Raw genomic sequence first — 16,105 nt, 5'->3', positions numbered from 1 at the left:
GCCGCCGCCCTGGCCCCGTTCTTCGGCCCCATCGCGGGTCTGGCGGGCGTCTGGAGCGCGGCGATCTTCCTCAACTGGCAGCGCCAGAAGCGCATCGAGGCCTTCATCAACCAACTCCCCGACGTGGCCCGCCTGCTGGCCAACGCGGCGGCGGCCGGCCTCGCCCTGCGCACGGCCCTGGCGATGGCGGCGGAGGAGCTGGAGGCCCCGGCGGGCGAGGAACTGGCCCGGGTGGCCGACCAGTTGACCATGGGGCGCTCGGTCGACGACGCCCTCGGCGAACTGGCCGAACGCCTCCCGTCCCGTGAACTGGTCGTCCTCGTCACGACCCTCGTCCTGTCCAACAAGGCGGGCGGCTCGGTCGTCAACTCCCTGCGGAACCTCACCCAGACCCTGGAGGACCGCAAGGAGACCCGCCGCGAGGTCCGCACCATGCTCTCCGAGGTCAACGCGACCGCCTTCACGGTCCCCCTCCTCGGCGTCGGCTCCCTGCTCCTCATCAACTCCTCGAACGAGGGCGCCCTGGCCAGGGTGACCGGCTCCCCCCTCGGCCAGACCCTGGTGCTCATCGCCATGGGCCTCTACACCATCGGCTTCTTCGTCATCCGCCGCCTCGGCAGGATCGAAGTATGAGGAGGAGGGGATTACGTTGCTGGCCTTGCTCCTTGCCGCACTGACCGGCCTCGCCGTCGGGGGCATGCTCCTGGGCATCCGTATGTACCGCGCGGAGGCCAAGCTCCCCGGCGACATGGCGCTCGCCCTGGAGGTCGGCGCCACCCGCGTCTCGAAGTCCGACTCGGCCGTCGACCGCCTCGGCATGCGGTTCGCCCCGCTCGTCCTGCGGCTGATGGGCCCCCGCCGCGTCGACGCCAAACGCCGCCGCATCGACATGGCGGGCAACCCCGGCGGCCTGACCCTGAACCGCTACGCGGCCCGCCGGGCGGTGTACGGGGTCTTCGGCGTCCTGCTCTTCCTGATCTTCCTCACCAACGGGCAGCTCCTGTTCGCCCTGATGGCCCTCGCCTTCGGCCTGCTCGCCGCCGACGCCCTCATCTGGCAGGCCGTCCGCGAACGCAAGGAGGTCATCGACCGCACCCTCCCGGACTTCCTGGACGTACTGGCGGTCGTGGTGTCCGCGGGCCTCGGCTTCCGCCAGGCCCTGGACCGCGTCGCGGACCACTACGAGGGCCCGTGGGCGGACGAACTGCGCATCACCCTGCGCCAGATGGACATGGGCGTCAGCCGCCGCCAGGCCTTCGACGAGCTGCGCAGGCGCAACTCCTCCGAGCAGGTCGCCCAGTTCGTCTCGGCGCTCCAGCAGGGCGAGGAACTGGGCTCCCCGATCGCGGACACCCTCATCCAGCTCGCCACGGACATGCGCCGCACCGACGCCCAGAACTCCCGCCGCCGAGCCGCCAAGACGATCCCCAAGGCCACCATGGTCACCCTGGTCTTCATGCTCCCCGCCACGATGATCCTCATCGCCACAGGCATGTTCCTGGGCTCCGGCTCGAACTTCGGCTCGATCCTGGGGCGCTGAGATGGCGGGGACTTGGAAGCGCGCGCTCGGGCAAGCGCCCCGTCAGGGGCGCTGCCTTCAGGGGCGCGGGGCTGTGACATCTGCGGCTCCGCCGCGTGGGCGCGCCCAGCCACAACCGGCCCGCAGCCAACGAACAACCCTCCCGCCAGGCGGCTCCGCCAAGTGGGCCACAGGCTACTTCGCAGACGACGCGGCAGCGCCCGGCAGCGTCCGCCTCCAGCTCAACGCCCTCCAGGCCCTCTGCCGCCAGGCGTTCGCGGTCAGGCTCACCCTGATCGCGATCGGCGCCCCCTTCGCGACGGCCAACGCGACCGACGGCCCGCCCCGCTACGGCGTCCTCGCCGCGGCGGTCCTCGGCGTCATGGGCTCGTACGCCATGCTCCGGGACTGGGACCGCTTCGCCCCCCGCCTCCTCGCCCACCCCACCCTCATGGCGGTGGACCTGGTCTTCGGCGCGATACTCCTGCTGACCGCGTCCCCCGCCTCCCCCCTCGCGTACGCGGCCGTCTGCACCCCGCTCCTGGCGGGCCTGCTGTACGGCTGGCGCGGCTCCGGAGTCTTCACGGGGCTCCAACTCGTCGTGCTGCTCACGGTGTTCAGAGCCTGGGAACACCGTCCGGGCGCCGGCGCCAGCACCCTCCTGGTCGCCGGCTTCTGCATCGCGGCAGGCATCGTCGGGGTCACCCTCCGCAACCTGATGTTCCGCTTCGGCACGGCCAGCCAGGCCCTCGCCGAGGCCAACTCCCGGCTGGCCGTCGCGGAGGCAGTCGAGTCCGAACGGGCCCGCCTGGCCCGGGAGATGCACGACTCCGTGGCGAAGACCCTGCACGGCCTGGCCCTGGCCGCCGAGGCCCTCGCGGTCGCCGCCGACCACGACACGGACCCCCGCGCCCTCAAGTCCCAGGCCACGGCGGTGGCGGGCGCGGCCCGTCGCGCGGCGGCGGAGTCCCGCGACCTCCTGACGGACCTCCGCCACCACACCGCGATGTCGACCCCGCCCATGGACCTCAGGACGGAACTGACGACGAGGGCGGCGGACTTCACCGGCCGTACGGGCATCACGGCGAGCGTCGACTACCTGGCGCCCCCCACGCTCGTACTCCCGCCCGAGGCGTCCCGCCACCTCCTGGCGATTCTCTCGGAGGCGCTGGAGAACACGCACCGCCACGCGACCGACGCGACCCGGGTGGACGTGACCCTCGACGCCTCGCCGTCCTCCCTCCACCTGACCGTGCGGGACGACGGAACAGGCACGTCCGTATCCCTCGATGACGTACAACACCTGGCGAAATCCGGCCACTTCGGCCTGCTGGGCATGCTGGAGCGCGCGGCCTCGATGGGCGCGGGCCTCCGGCTGCACCGAGCCGAGCAGGGCGGCACGGAGGTCAAGGTCGACCTTCCGCTGGCCGCCGCCCTGCCGGTATCCCCCTCACACACTCCTCAAGAGGAGGCCGCACATGCCTGACCAGGCACTTCCCGGCCCGCCCCTACGAGTGCTCGTGGTCGACGACAACCCCGTCGTCCGGGCGGGCCTGGCGGCCCTGCTCGACGCCCACCCCGACATCCGGGTCACGGCCCGGGCGTCGAACGGTGCGGAGGCGCTCACGGCCGCGACCCGCCACCGCCCCGACGTGATCCTCCTTGACGTCCGCATGCCGGGCACGGACGGCCTCACGGCGCTGCCCTCGCTGGCCGTGCTGGCTCCCGTGATGATGCTGACGTACAGCCGTGAACCCGAGGTGGTGGCACAGGCGTTGAGCCTGGGAGCCGTCGGTTACCTCGTGCACGGCGAGTTCACGGCGGACGAACTCATCACCGCCGTCCGCGACTTGAGTGACGGAAGGGCCACCTTCACGGCCTCCGCCGCCGAGGCTGCCGCCGTGTCGGATTCGCTCGGTGTTTCGTACGAACCGAACGAAATCTCTTCGCATCTGCAATCGGTTGTGGCACAGTCGTCGAAGGCTCGACCCGCCTCCGCGGCGGCACTCCACCGTCGCGGCCGTAACCCACTGGAGTTCGGGCTGAGTTCACGGGAGGTGGAGGTCATGGATCTCATCGCGGCCGGCATGAACAACCGGCAGATCGCCGCCACGTGTTTCATCAGCGAGAAGACAGTAAAGAACCACATCAATCGCATCTTCGCAAAGCTGCACAGTTCAACGCGCAGCGAAGCGATCGCCCACTGGCTGGGCACGGCCCACGGGGGGTGGAACCGGTGACTCCGAACTCGGGAAGTTGGGTCCCTGGACCCACCCGGAGTAGGCGTGTTCTCACGTACGGTGCGCGGGAAGGTAGTGGTTTTGGGTGGGAGGGAAGGGATCACTGTGACCAAGAGCCTGCAGCCGGAGACGTCCATGGAGACGAAGCAAGCGGTTCGAGGGTGGGTCCGCACCGTGGCCTCCCGAATGCGAGGACGGGACCGGGACGCGGGAGCGGGATTCGTGGAGTACGCGGGCCTGATGATCCTGATCGCGGGAATCTTCACGCTGATCGACGGGCTGGGGCTCGACGGCCTGATCTCGGGTGCGATCCTCGCAGCGGTCACCAGCGTCGTCGGAGGCTGATTCCCGCACGTCTGCGCGGCGACCGAGGATCGACTCTCCCCATCTCCATCTGGCTGACGGGGATTCTGCTCTTCGCCGCGTTCGCGTTCTTCGCATTCGCCCAAGCGGCGTCCGCCCGTAACGGAGCTCAGTCCGCGGCGGACGCCGCTGCGTTGGCTGCCGCACAGAGCGCCCGGGACGAGCTGGTGGAAGGTCTGGGAGACGCCGTCGGCGGGGCCGACTGGTGGGACTGGCTCGATCCCGAAAACCTCGAAGGCGGCGAAGCCGCCGCCGCGGCCGACGAGTTGGCCGCGGCGAACGACGCGTCCGTCACGGGGTTCGCAGGCACGACCGTGGCCGACTACCTCGGCTACGAGGTGGAGATCCAGACGAACTACACCGTCGGAGACTCCCTCATCCCGGGCACGGAGAACATGCAGGCGACGGCCGATGCCGTGGCCGTCATCGAGCCCCGCTGCGACTTCGACGTACCCGAAGCCCCCAAGGACGTCGTCGAACTCGACTGCGACGGCGAATTGGTGAACATCGACCCCGAAGATTTCGATTTGGACGACCTTCCCGACGCGTCCGTGCTGTTCTCTGTGCATCTGGCCGAGTGAAAGGAAGTCGTACCGATGAACGTTCGGCGCACCAAGAAGGGCCGCACGGTACTGACCGCGGTGGCGATCACGACTGGGCTGGTCCTCACGGTGGCCGGCTGCGGCGGCGGGGGAGACGACAGCGGTTCGGACAAGAAGACGTCGTCCTCGTCGCCCGCCAAGAACGACGACGGGGACGACGACAAGCAGGAATCCCAGGCCCCTCCCGCCAAGGAGACGCTGGCGGAGGTCAAGGCAGGCGGTCTGACCCTGGCCGTCACGTCGGCCGTCCGCGACGACGGCGGCTTCGTCACCGTCGAGGGAACGGTGACGAACGGCAGCGGCAAGCCCTGGGTCGCCGCCGACTGGCGGGGCGACGAGAGTGAACTGGCCAAGAACGGCGGGTCGATCGCCGGCGCGAGCCTGGTCGACCAGACGGGCAAGAAGAAGTACCTCGTCCTGCGCGACACGGAAGGGCGCTGCCTGTGCACCCGGTTCACCGGGGGTGTGCTGTCGGGTGACACCGCGGACTGGTACGCCCAGTTCCCCGCCCCGCCCGAGGACACCACCAAGGTCTCCTTCCAGGTCGGCTCCATGCCCCCCGCCGCCGTCGAGCTCTCCGAGGGCGAGTGACCATGTCCCTCACCCTCCGCACCACCGCGATCACCTTCACCGCCCTCACCACGCTCGTCTTCCTGACGCCGCTCGCCCCGGCCCAGGCGGACGACGAGGTCCCGAGTGCCCCGCCGGGCAGTGTGAGCAGTTCCCCACCCCCCGAAGTGGACGCGAACAGCCCGGGGCTGAAGCTCGCCGACGGCGCCACGCTCGCGCCCGCGCGGGTGCTGGACATCAAGTCGGTCGTCGAGGACCTCGGCGGCGAGGAACGCCGCGTGGACACCAACGAGGACGTGACGTTCGCGCTCCAGGCGGAGGTCCTCTTCCCGAAGAACAGCTCGAAGCTCAATCCCGAGGCACGTTCCCGCATCAAGGCGATCGCGGACGAGATCAAGGCCCAGAACGCCACGAACGTCCGCGTCTTCGGCTTCACCGACAACCTCGGCTCGTACGCCCACGGTCTGACCCTCTCCAAGAACCGCGCCGAGGTCGTCCACGAGGAACTCGCCGCCGCCCTCGGCGGCACGAACGTCACCTTCGCGGTACGCGGCTACAGCGAGGACTACCCGATCGCCGACAACACCTCGGAACAGGGCCGCCGAAAGAACCGCCGCGTGGAGGTCACCTTCCCGAAGGGCAGTTAGTCCCCGTCACCGGTTTCCAGGACTCTCCCCGCCGGCTGCTTGCAGCACGTGGTCAGCCCGGTTCCGAGGCCTGGTGCCACCATGCCGAGGTCCCGCCGCACGGCAGTACCGCCCACATCCGCGTACCCCCTCCCGGTTCCCGTGCCTCACCGAATCCCCAGTCGCCCTCGCAGGCGCGTACGACACAGCCGAGCAGGCGCAACGACGCTCGCCGGCGGGTGTCGCAGGCGGCGGCGAGGCGGAGGTTGGTGTGGCGCGGGTGCCCGTCGTAGACGATGACGCGCAGGGCCCGGTCCCGATGGCGGAGGGAGAGGTAGACCTTGGCCGCGGGCGTGAACCGACAGGCGACGGCGACCAGTTCGCCCACCGCCTGCTCGGCGGGGTCGACCAGCGCACCGAGCCCGTGCGCGACCAGTACGGTACGGGTCGCTGCCCGGGCGATCGCCGGCGATCTGAGTGCTGCGGGCAGGGTGAGGCTGTACGCGAGGGATTCGGGCGCGGGGGCGGAGTGGTCGCCCTGGACGGTGCAGAGGGAAATTGGCATGCGGAACTCCCGTGCGGTGAGTTGAGGTACGTCGGGTCCGGTGACGCGACGATCACGGCGGCCAGTGGCTCGTCTCCCTGACGCGGGCCCGCCCCTCCCAGGGAAGGAGTACCGGGGCATGCTCGCGCGATGCACTGCCAACTGCCGTGTGTAGCGTGTGCGTTACTCAACGTAGAGCATCTTGGAGTACGTGTACTACCTATCGGCTGGGATTCACTCCGCTCGTGGTGGACCCGCCTGCTCGCACGGAGGCAGACTTGCCCTGTCACGGGGCCGAACTGGAGGGGCGCATGCCGCCGAGGAGCACACCGACCGAGCGGCAGCGACGGCTCGGTGCGGAGCTGCGCAAACTGCGTGCTGCCGCAGGCATGACGACGGAGTACGCCGCAGGGCTGCTCGGCGTTCCGCGCACGAACGTGCCGAACATGGAGTCCGGCCGGTCCGGCATCAGCCCTGAACGCGTACGTACCCTCGCGGCCAACTACGGCTGCGCGGACGAGTCGCTGGTCGAGGCGTTGGCCGACATGGCCGCCGAGCGCGACAAAGGCTGGTGGGAGACGTACCGGGGTCAACTCCCGGCGAGCATCGTGGACATCGCCGAGATGGAGTGGCGCGCCAAGCGCCTCCGCATCGCGCTGACCGTGCACCTGCCGGGACTGCTTCAGACCGAGGACCACGCCCGCGCGGTCTTCGAGGCGGTGATCCCCCGCCTGCCTGCCGCCGACGTCGCCGTACGCCTGGCGCACCGCATGGACCGGCAGCAGGTGCTCGACCGACCCGAACCGCCCGTCCTCGACGTCATCGTCCATGAGGCGGCCCTACGCATGGAGTTCGGTGGCACAGCCGTGGCGCGGCGACAACTGGCGCACATCCTGCACCTGTCGGAGCGAGACCACACCACCGTGCGGGTCATCCCCTTCAAGGCAGGCGGCTTTCCGGGAGCCGGACAGTCGGTCGTGTACGCGGAATCCTCCGTCCCCGCCCTCGACACCGTGGAACTCGACAGCACGCACGGACCGGAGTTCATCGACACCGAGATGCAGCTCCACAAGTACCGGGCCCAGCTCGACGCGGCGGAAGCCGTGGCTCTTACCCCCGACGCGTCACGCGATTTCATCCAGGAACTCGCAGCCGACCTCTAGGAGACACAGCCGTGCCGGACATCACCTGGGAACCCCCCTTCTGCGGAGAGGGCGCCAACTGCTTCCGCATAGGCACCGACACTTCCGGCAACGCCTACATCGCCCTCGCCGGTGCCGAGGACACGTACCTCACCGACACCCGCGATGCCCTCCGCACCCTCATCCAGGACATCAAGGCAGGCAAGGCGGACCACCTCCTGTGACCCCCGCACCCCCACCCCCTGTCATCGTCCCCAACGCCCGCCGGATCGTGGCGATCATCGCCCCGGGGGCGTGGAACACCTGCTCCGCCGTGAACCGCAGCGCGACCCGCACCTCGGCGCACTGCTGAAGGTCGTTGAAACGGGCGACGTCACGCCGGTGGTCCTCGCGGCTGCCGTGATAGGCGTACCCCTCGATCTCGACGGCGACGCCCTGCGCCCGGAACAGGAAGTCGGGGCGCAGCACGCGTCCGGTGAAGGTGACGACCTCGGCCTGCGTCTCGGGGTGCAGGCCGGCGTCGTACATCCGCAGCCGGGCCACTGTTTCGGCCGGCGAACCGCACGCCGGGTCGGCGAGCGCCAGCCACCCCACGGCTCTGACGGCACCGCGCCTCCGCTGCCCGAGTGCGGTGGCGACAGCGTCGAGACGGGTGAGCGGCGCCCGCCGGACCCGCCGCTCGCGCTCACCCGTCGCACGGTCGCCCACCCCGACCGTACGACGGGTGAGCGCGGAGTCGACGGCCACCAAGGCTTCGTCCCGCGGCCCCGACAGCAACAGGTCGGCCAGCGTGCGGTCGACGCTCGTGATCCGCAACCTGTCCCGCTCGACCACGTCACCGGCGTGCAGCGCACTGCGGTGCACCCGCACCCCCTTCCGCTTCCGTACCGCTTCGGGATCGGTGAACTCCGCCTCCACCCGCAGCAGTTCGATCCGCCAGAGCCAGGCTGCCGCCCGGTGACTGACGACGAACCCCGGAGCGGCGAACTGCACGGCCCTGAGCCGCGTCCGGAGATCCACCCCCACCCCCGGCTCGGCCCAGACCCCCTCACCGAGCGCCGTCCACCCCTCCTCCTTCAGACACCGATAGAGCCCGGACCGAGACCACCCCTCGCCCAGAGCCCACGCCGTAACCAACACCCCACCCACAGCCACATCCCGCAACTCCCGCACCCCCCAACCTTCCCGCATCCCCTCATCTCGAGGCCGGCCCTGTGGACAACTCCAGCGAGTCGGCGGAGTGGGGAGGCGAATGTCTTCCGAGTCCCAGACATCGACCGACGCGAGGGCCTCTGACCTGGGGTTACGAGAAAACGCAGACGACCCTCCTGGGACGGTGGGCCCAATTGCTCGCGCCCTTGTCCGGGGCGCGCCGATATCTGCGGAGCCTGAGGGCGTTGTGTGCCATGTGAGTGGTGGGTAGGAAAGGCGCATGACTGCCCTCGGTGCCGTGTTCCGGCCTCAGCTGCCCCCAGAACGTCTGCGTGCGATGGTCCGTACGGCGGAGGATGCGGGACTGGAGGAGCTGTGGTTGTGGGAGGACTGTTTTCTGGAAGGGGGGATCTCCGCGGCGGCGGCAGCGCTGGCCTGGACGGAGCGGCTGCGGGTGGGAGTGGGGCTGCTGCCCGTGCCGTTGCGGAACGTCGCCGTGACGGCGATGGAGACCGCCACCCTGCATCGGCTCTTCCCGGGGCGGGCGATCGTCGGCGTCGGGCACGGCGTACAGGACTGGATGGGGCAGGTCGGGGCGCGGGCCGAGTCGCCCGTGACGCTGCTGCGTGAGTACCTCGTGGCGTTGCGCGCGCTGCTGCGGAGCGAACGCGTGACCACGGACGGCCGGTACGTGAAGCTCGACGACGTCGCCCTCGACTGGCCCCCGCAGACACCGGTGAAGATCCTCGCGGGAGCCACAGGACCGCGTACGCTCCGGCTCTCGGGCGAGTTCGCGGACGGCACCATCCTCACCTCCGGTACGTCCCCGGAGGGCGTACGCAAGGCGCGTCAACTCATCGACGAGGGGCGGCAGTCGGGCTCCCGCAGCGGCCCGCACGAGGTCGTCGTCTACCTCCTCACCGCCACCGGCCCGGACGCAGCCGCCCGCCTCCGCGCCGAGCTGGAGGCCGACGGTGTGGCATCCGTCCCGGACCTCGGAGTCGCCGGGAACGCGGAAGCCGTCGCCAAGGCCGTCCACCGCCTCGCGGACGCCGGCGCCGACACCGTGATCCTCCAGCCGACCGCCGACGAACCGGACCCCGAGGGCTTCGTACGCTTCACCGCCGAGGACGTACGCCCCCTCGTCCCGTAGCGGGCCCGAGCCGCCGCACGCACCACGGCACGTACAGCCCGGAATTCGGTCGCGGCACGCGAGCCCGCCTGCCACCATCGCCCGATGAGCCCGACCACCCCCTCCTCCTCCCCCTCCTCCTCCACCACCCCCGCCTTCGAAGAGCTCGTCGCCGAAGGTGAAGCCGTTCCCACCGAGGGTTGGGACTTCTCGTGGTTCGAGGGGCGGGCCACCGAGGAGCGGCCCTCCTGGGGGTATGCGCGGGCCATGGGTGAACGGCTGGCCACGGCGGAGGCGGCGCTCGACATCCAGACCGGTGGCGGGGAAGTGCTGGCGTCGGCGCGGGAGTTGCCGCGGCTGACCGTCGCCACCGAGGGCTGGCCGCCGAACGTCGCCAAGGCCACCGCCCTGCTCCACCCGCGCGGCGCGGTGGTCGTCGCCTCGCCGGAGGACGCCCCGCTGCCGTTCGGCGACGCGGCGTTCGACCTCGTCGTGAGCAGGCACCCGGTGACCCCGCACTGGACGGAGATCGCCCGCGTCCTCGTGCCCGGCGGCACCTACTTCGCCCAGCACGTGGGCCCCAGCAGCGCGTACGAACTCGTCGAGTACTTTCTCGGCCCGCAGCCGGAGGCCAACCGCAACGCCCGCCATCCGGACCGTGAGCGCGCCGGAGCCGAGGCGGCCGGTCTTGAGATCGTGGATCTGCGCGCGGAGCGGCTGCGGATGGAGTTCCACGACATCGGGGCGGTCGTGCACTTCCTGCGGAAGGTGGTGTGGATGGTGCCGGGCTTCACCGTGGACCAGTACCGGACCCGGCTCCTGCACCTGCACGAGCGGATCGTGGCCGAGGGCCCGTTCGTGGCCCACAGCTCCCGCCACCTCGTCGAGGCCCGCCGGCCGTAGAGCGCGTGGCGCGAACAAGTCCCCGAGGGCTGGGGGAATTGACGTCCGCGGGTTACGCGTGCGGGGCCCGCCCTCGTCTTCACGATCGCCAACTCCGGCCCGTTCTCCGGCACTTCACCGGCCCGCTCCATGTGATCCTCGATGTCATGGCGGCGACGGCGGACCCGTACGAGGTCGGATGCTGTCCGCTGCCCCGGTCTTGGGAGGAGTCGACCATGTCGAAGGGCAAGGGGCCCTACAGTTGTGGCCTGGACGCGGCCGTGGACGTCGTGGGCGGCAAGTGGAAGCCGATGATCCTCTGGGAGCTGCACGTGGGCGGCACCCTGCGCTTCGGGGAGCTGCGCCGGAACATCGGGGGCGGGCACTCCCCGGGAATCAGCGAGAAGGTGCTGAGCCAACAGCTGCGCGAACTGGAGACCGACGGAGTGGTGCACCGGGAGGTGTACGGCGAGGTGCCGCCCCGCGTGGAGTACTCGCTCACCGAGCTGGGCAAAGCGCTGAACACCGCACTCCTGCCGCTGGGCGAATGGGGTGATCTGCACATGAAGGAAATTGTCGCCCGTAAACACCCAGGCATGAGCAAAGAGTCGCCGGTTGCCGCCCAGTCCGGGTGAAGGCCCTCACGAAAATCCCGGAAACGCTCACAGAGTTTCCACATCGTTACCCCGGATGGTCCGTCGCACCTCTCCGGCTCACGTAAATTCGAAGCAAGGTAATTCGCGTGAGCAAATCTGCGCGGGACGGTACCGCGCGGAGGAGGGGGCCGCGCGGTGCCCTGCCGAAAGCGCCGGGGGGCGCGTTCGGGAGTCCCGTACGGGGTTCCGGTGCGGACGGAGTCGTGAAGCGGCCGCGGCCGCGAAACCATCCTTGGCGTCAAGTGGACGTTCCTGGGCCCTTCACCCTTGGGGCGTACGTCCGAGGCGGATGGCCCAGTGCCCCAGAACCGCTCGGAAACCCCCTGGTTCCCTCCGGATTCGCCTCTGCCGCCTTGGAATCCGCTGTGATTCGGCCACGTTCTGCCCTTGAATGAACGCTTCCGCACCCACCCAGGCGTTGCCGGGCGACTCCGGAGAGTAGTTGTGGCACGCCGATGCATGCAGCATCACTTACGAAGGGTTATGGTGGAAACCCCCCCTCGGGCCGGTCCGTCTCCCCCCCACGGACCGGCCCGTTTTTTGTGCGCTCGCCCGCCCCGGCGTACGCCCCTGAGGTGCCGTCGCCCGCGCCTGGGTCGGTGCTTGCGTCGGTGCCGTCGTCCCGCAGGCCCGCCCTCGCCCCGTACCGCCCGGAGGGCAGAAGGCCTTGCACCCCAAGGTGGAGCGGCGCTTCAGCAGCGGTAGGGTGTCGCCCTCGGGGGACCGTTATCTGCACGGAGGGGCTGACGAGAACGTGAACCTGCGCGACAACCTGCGCCGCTTGCTGGTCAGGTTCTATGCACGCAGGGTGGAAGGCCACCTTGACCACGACCGGGTGCCCAAGCACATCGGGGTCATCATGGACGGCAACCGGCGCTGGGCGAAGGCGGCGGGCAGCACCGCCGCCCAGGGACACCGGGCCGGGGCCGACAAGATCGAGGAATTCCTCGGCTGGTGCTCCGAGACCGACGTCGAGGTCGTCACCCTCTGGCTGTTGTCCACGGACAACTTCGACCGCCCGGAGGAAGAGCTCGTACCGCTGCTGGGCATCATCGAGAACGTCGTGAGCTCGCTCGCCGCCGACGGCCGTTGGCGTGTGCACCACGTCGGCACGCCGGACATCCTGCCCTCCCGGATGCAGACCGTCCTGAAGGAGGCCGAGGAGTCCACCGCGCACGTCGACGGAATACTCGTGAACTGCGCCATCGGCTACGGCGGCCGTCAGGAGATCGCCGACGCCGTGCGCTCGATGATCCTCGACCATGCCGAGAAGGGCACCTCGATGGAGGAGCTCGCCGACCAGGTCGACACCGACATGATCGGCAAGCACCTCTACACCAGCGCCCAGCCCGACCCCGACCTCGTGATCCGTACGAGCGGTGAGCAGCGGCTGTCCGGGTTCATGCTCTGGCAGACGGCCCACTCCGAGTACTACTTCTGTGAGGTCTTCTGGCCGGCCTTCCGCAAGGTCGACTTCCTCCGCGCGATGCGCGACTACGCGGCGCGACACAGGCGCTACGGCGGCTGAGCTTTCGGGTGACCCCGCTCGCAGGGGGCGCCATCAGGGACGTACGTCATCTGGTGTTAACGAACGTGCCGTCATCGCCCTTGGCATGGCATCGCGCGTTCGAGGGCATAAGCCTTGCAGGTCGACACCCGAACCACGGGTGTCGTATCTCAGCGGACGGCACGGGGCCGTCCGCCCGGGAGGCCCTTTGCACCAGCCCGACCGTGCGGTCAGTACGGACGAAGCGGAGAGGGCCGGTAGTCGGCCCGTGCATCGCGGCCGGACACCGGTCCAGCTCTCCTCCGTCGCTCCCCGACCTCATCCGAGGGGGTACGTCCTTCCGTGGTGACCAGCACAAAGCGCCGTATGCCAGACCGGCGCACCTATGTTCTCGACACCAGCGTCCTGCTGGCCGACCCGCACGCCATGAACCGCTTCGACGAGCACGAAGTAGTGCTTCCGATCGTCGTGGTCACGGAATTGGAGGCCAAGCGGCACCATCCCGAACTCGGCTACTTCGCCCGGCAGGCCCTGCGCCTGCTCGACGACTACCGGGTGAAGTACGGCCGTCTCGATGCCCCCATCCCCACCGGGGAACTGGGCGGGACCGTACGTGTCGAGCTCAATCACTCGGACCCCAGCGTGCTGCCCAGCGGCTACCGCCTGGGGGACAACGACTCCCGCATCCTCGCGGTCGCCCGCAATCTGCAGGCCGAGGGGTTCGACGTCACAGTCGTGTCGAAGGACCTGCCGCTCAGGATCAAGGCCTCCTCGGTCGGGCTTCTCGCCGAGGAGTACCGCGCGGAGCTCGCCATCACGGGCTCCTCCGGCTGGACCGGAATGTCCGAACTGACGCTCTCCGGCGAGCAGGTGGACCTCCTCTTCGACCAGGAGACCCTGTACGTCCCCGAGGCGTCCGACTTCCCGGTCCACACGGGCCTGATGATCCAGTCCGAGCGCGGCAAGGCCCTGGGACGCGTGACGTCCGAGGGCAACGTCCGGCTCGTACGGGGTGATCGGGAGGCCTTCGGCATCAAGGGCCGCAGCGCGGAGCAGCGCATCGCGCTGGATCTGCTGCTCGACCCGGACGTCGGGATCGTCTCGATGGGCGGCCGGGCCGGCACCGGAAAGTCGGCGCTCGCCCTGTGCGCGGGCCTGGAGGCCGTGCTCGAGCGGCGCCAGCACCAGAAGGTGATGGTCTTCCGTCCGCTCTACGCGGTCGGCGGGCAGGAGCTCGGCTATCTGCCCGGCTCCGAGTCCGAGAAGATGGGCCCCTGGGCGCAGGCGGTCTTCGACACGCTCTCCGCGGTCACCAGCCGCGAAGTCATCGAAGAGGTCACCGCACGCGGAATGCTGGAGGTCCTGCCGCTCACGCACATCCGCGGCCGCTCCCTCCACGACGCGTTCGTGATCGTGGACGAGGCCCAATCCCTGGAACGGAACGTCCTGTTGACCGTTCTGTCCCGAATCGGCGCGAATTCACGGGTGATCCTGACCCATGACGTGGCCCAGCGGGACAACCTCAGGGTCGGCCGGTACGACGGTGTCGTGGCCGTCGTGGAGAAGCTGAAGGGTCATCCGCTCTTCGCGCACGTCACACTCACCAGGTCCGAGCGCTCCCAGATTGCGGCGCTTGTGACCGAAATGCTGGAGGACGGGCACATCTGATCAAGGTCGCCCCACCCGTCCGGTCTGTCCAACGGGTGGTGGCTACACGGTGATTGACGCCGTCCGGCAAAGGCTGAAGAGCCTAGCCGGGCGGCGTCTTGGCGTGTGCTCGTTTCCGAAAAACTCCTGGGCCAAACGAGGTGTGAGCTTTCACACCCGACACAGAATTGCCCTCCGGTGTCGGGGTGCGGCAGAGTCTCACTCCTGTCAGGCCCCGCATACGACACATCTGTGCCCCCAGCGGTACGGCACCACAGAAGTAACAGAACTCCATAAAGCCGTCGTATGCCGCCCGAGCACCACGCGGCGCTCCCGTCATGGGAGTTGCCCATCGGGCCCGCGCCTCCCGTGACCCCGCAGTTGGGAGGCCAGCGTCAAGGGCACGATTGCGTCCGCGAGGGTCACCTGTAGCGGGCGATGCTGGAAGGAAACCGTGTGAGCCGGATTTCGGTCCGGGGATTCGCAGTGGTCTCGGCCACCGCGGTCACCGCTGTCGGCGCTGTCACCGGTGTTGCCTCGGGCAACACCGCGTCCTCGAGCGACGACGCGGAGGCAGTGGCAGCAGGCGCGACGCTTCTCGCGGACATCCCCGCGGGTGCGCAGGCGCAGGTGCAGACCGCATCCCTGACTCAGCAGGCCGACTCGCAGGCCATCGCGGCCGACGCGACCGCCAAGAAGGACGCCGAGGAGTCTGCGCGCAAGCAGGCCGCCAAGGACGCCGTCGCCAAGCAGAAGGCCGCGGAGAAGGCCGAGCAGGAGGCGAAGGAGCGGAAGGAAGCCGAGAAGGTTGCCAGCCGTTCCGCCACGCGTGACTCGACCAGCTTCCCCGCGCAGGCGTCGTACTCCGTCTCTGAAGTCCAGGAGATGGCTCGCCAGATGATGCCGGCGGACCAGTTCCAGTGCTTCAGCAACATCGTGGAACGCGAGTCCGGCTGGAACTACCGGGCGGACAACCCCACCTCTGACGCCTACGGCCTCATGCAGGCGCTGCCGGGTTCCAAGATGTCCTCGGCCGGTGCCGACTGGGCGACCAACCCGGCCACCCAGATCAAGTGGGGCCTGAGCTACATGAACTCCGACCGCTACGGCAGCCCCTGTGCCGCCTGGGCGTTCTGGCAGGCCAACAACTGGTACTGAGCCGACAGCCACTCGGTCCTCTCAACCTTTTCAGAGCCCCTCACCGTCCTACGGTGAGGGGCTTCTGCCATGTACGGTCGATGCCGACGACTCCAGGGGGGAGTGGTGGGGCACAACGGGGAAAAGGGACGGATCATGTCGCGAGTGCCAGGGTGGCTCGGCCGGCTCGGCGCCGGGCTCACCGAAATGGGAGACCGGCTGAACGCGCGCCGCGCGCAGGCCGAGGAGGACGACGACTTCGACGGGGACGGCGACTTCGGCCGGAGCGACGGCATCGACCGGAACGGCAAGAACAGCTCCGACGCCCGGGCCGCCTCCACCGGGACCGGCACGCCCCCTCCCTCCTCCCCTCCCTCGGACACCCT

The 16,105-nt window shown here is 69.5% G+C and carries 18 protein-coding genes and 1 pseudogene; 17 read left to right on the top strand and 2 right to left on the bottom strand.

What is annotated here, in order from left to right:
• The 8 genes from O3Q52_RS31435 to O3Q52_RS31400 form a co-directional block, all read left to right on the top strand.
• Positions 1-633 (top strand): type II secretion system F family protein (locus O3Q52_RS31435; protein WP_269652077.1); only part of this gene is annotated, 633 nt, incomplete at its 5' end.
• A gap of 16 nt (positions 634-649) precedes the next feature.
• The gene (locus O3Q52_RS31430) at positions 650-1,540 is read left to right on the top strand and encodes a DUF5936 domain-containing protein (RefSeq protein WP_269652076.1); all 891 of its coding nucleotides are present in this window, start codon (positions 650-652) and stop codon (positions 1,538-1,540) included.
• A gap of 73 nt (positions 1,541-1,613) precedes the next feature.
• A complete protein-coding gene (locus O3Q52_RS31425) occupies positions 1,614-3,005 on the top strand; it encodes a sensor histidine kinase (protein WP_269652075.1) in 1,392 nt (463 codons plus the stop codon).
• The gene (locus O3Q52_RS31420) at positions 2,998-3,759 is read left to right on the top strand and encodes a response regulator transcription factor (protein ID WP_269652074.1); all 762 of its coding nucleotides are present in this window, start codon (positions 2,998-3,000) and stop codon (positions 3,757-3,759) included. The genes O3Q52_RS31425 and O3Q52_RS31420 overlap by 8 nt, the downstream gene beginning before the upstream one ends.
• A gap of 135 nt (positions 3,760-3,894) precedes the next feature.
• Positions 3,895-4,104: a hypothetical protein gene (locus O3Q52_RS31415; protein WP_269652081.1), complete on the top strand. Its 210-nt coding sequence runs from the start codon at positions 3,895-3,897 to the stop codon at positions 4,102-4,104.
• Positions 4,101-4,703: a pilus assembly protein TadG-related protein gene (locus O3Q52_RS31410; RefSeq protein ID WP_269652080.1), complete on the top strand. Its 603-nt coding sequence runs from the start codon at positions 4,101-4,103 to the stop codon at positions 4,701-4,703. Before O3Q52_RS31415 ends, O3Q52_RS31410 begins: the two co-directional genes overlap by 4 nt.
• 15 nt (positions 4,704-4,718) lie before the next feature.
• Positions 4,719-5,315: a hypothetical protein gene (locus tag O3Q52_RS31405; protein ID WP_269652073.1), complete on the top strand. Its 597-nt coding sequence runs from the start codon at positions 4,719-4,721 to the stop codon at positions 5,313-5,315.
• Between the two features lie 2 nt (positions 5,316-5,317).
• Positions 5,318-5,941 (top strand): OmpA family protein, encoded by a 624-nt coding sequence (locus O3Q52_RS31400; protein WP_269652072.1) that lies wholly within the window; start codon positions 5,318-5,320, stop codon positions 5,939-5,941.
• A gap of 52 nt (positions 5,942-5,993) precedes the next feature.
• Here the strand turns inward: O3Q52_RS31400 and O3Q52_RS31395 are convergent, their stop codons facing one another.
• Entirely contained in the window at positions 5,994-6,485 is a 492-nt protein-coding gene (locus O3Q52_RS31395) for an ATP-binding protein (protein ID WP_269652071.1), read from the bottom strand.
• A gap of 257 nt (positions 6,486-6,742) precedes the next feature.
• Between O3Q52_RS31395 and O3Q52_RS31390 the strand changes: the two genes are divergently transcribed.
• Entirely contained in the window at positions 6,743-7,627 is an 885-nt protein-coding gene (locus tag O3Q52_RS31390; protein ID WP_332112965.1) for a helix-turn-helix transcriptional regulator, read from the top strand.
• An 11-nt stretch (positions 7,628-7,638) separates the two neighbouring features.
• On the top strand, positions 7,639-7,830 hold the full coding sequence (locus O3Q52_RS31385; RefSeq protein WP_266496702.1) for a hypothetical protein: 192 nt from the start codon (positions 7,639-7,641) through the stop codon (positions 7,828-7,830).
• On the opposite strand, the gene O3Q52_RS31380 is transcribed toward O3Q52_RS31385, so the two are convergent.
• Positions 7,799-8,626, bottom strand: a complete 828-nt coding sequence (locus O3Q52_RS31380; protein WP_269652070.1) for a hypothetical protein — start codon at positions 8,624-8,626, stop codon at positions 7,799-7,801. The genes O3Q52_RS31385 and O3Q52_RS31380 overlap by 32 nt on opposite strands.
• A gap of 412 nt (positions 8,627-9,038) precedes the next feature.
• Between O3Q52_RS31380 and O3Q52_RS31375 the strand changes: the two genes are divergently transcribed.
• The 7 genes and pseudogenes from O3Q52_RS31375 to O3Q52_RS31345 all read left to right on the top strand — a co-directional run.
• Complete coding sequence (locus O3Q52_RS31375; RefSeq protein WP_269652069.1) at positions 9,039-9,911, top strand: LLM class flavin-dependent oxidoreductase; 873 nt, start codon at positions 9,039-9,041, stop codon at positions 9,909-9,911.
• A gap of 84 nt (positions 9,912-9,995) precedes the next feature.
• Positions 9,996-10,793, top strand: coding sequence for a class I SAM-dependent methyltransferase (locus O3Q52_RS31370; protein ID WP_269652068.1), 798 nt, complete (start codon positions 9,996-9,998; stop codon positions 10,791-10,793).
• A gap of 215 nt (positions 10,794-11,008) precedes the next feature.
• Positions 11,009-11,407 carry a helix-turn-helix domain-containing protein gene (locus tag O3Q52_RS31365; RefSeq protein WP_269652067.1) on the top strand — a complete coding sequence of 133 codons (399 nt, stop codon included), beginning with the start codon at positions 11,009-11,011 and terminating at the stop codon, positions 11,405-11,407.
• 775 nt (positions 11,408-12,182) lie between these two features.
• Positions 12,183-12,956, top strand: a complete 774-nt coding sequence (locus tag O3Q52_RS31360) for an isoprenyl transferase (protein WP_269652078.1) — start codon at positions 12,183-12,185, stop codon at positions 12,954-12,956.
• Between the two features lie 321 nt (positions 12,957-13,277).
• Entirely contained in the window at positions 13,278-14,603 is a 1,326-nt protein-coding gene (locus tag O3Q52_RS31355) for a PhoH family protein (protein ID WP_055614475.1), read from the top strand.
• A gap of 417 nt (positions 14,604-15,020) precedes the next feature.
• A complete protein-coding gene (locus tag O3Q52_RS31350) occupies positions 15,021-15,740 on the top strand; it encodes a lytic transglycosylase domain-containing protein (RefSeq protein ID WP_269652066.1) in 720 nt (239 codons plus the stop codon).
• 135 nt (positions 15,741-15,875) lie between these two features.
• A pseudogene (locus tag O3Q52_RS31345) lies at positions 15,876-16,105 on the top strand (hypothetical protein); the annotation flags it as partial.

It is taken from the genome of Streptomyces sp. ActVer (assembly GCF_027270795.1).
Lineage (GTDB): Bacteria > Actinomycetota > Actinomycetes > Streptomycetales > Streptomycetaceae > Streptomyces > Streptomyces umbrinus_A.
Note: the sequence above shows the minus strand (reverse complement) of the source record. Positions and strands in the feature narration are given on the sequence as shown.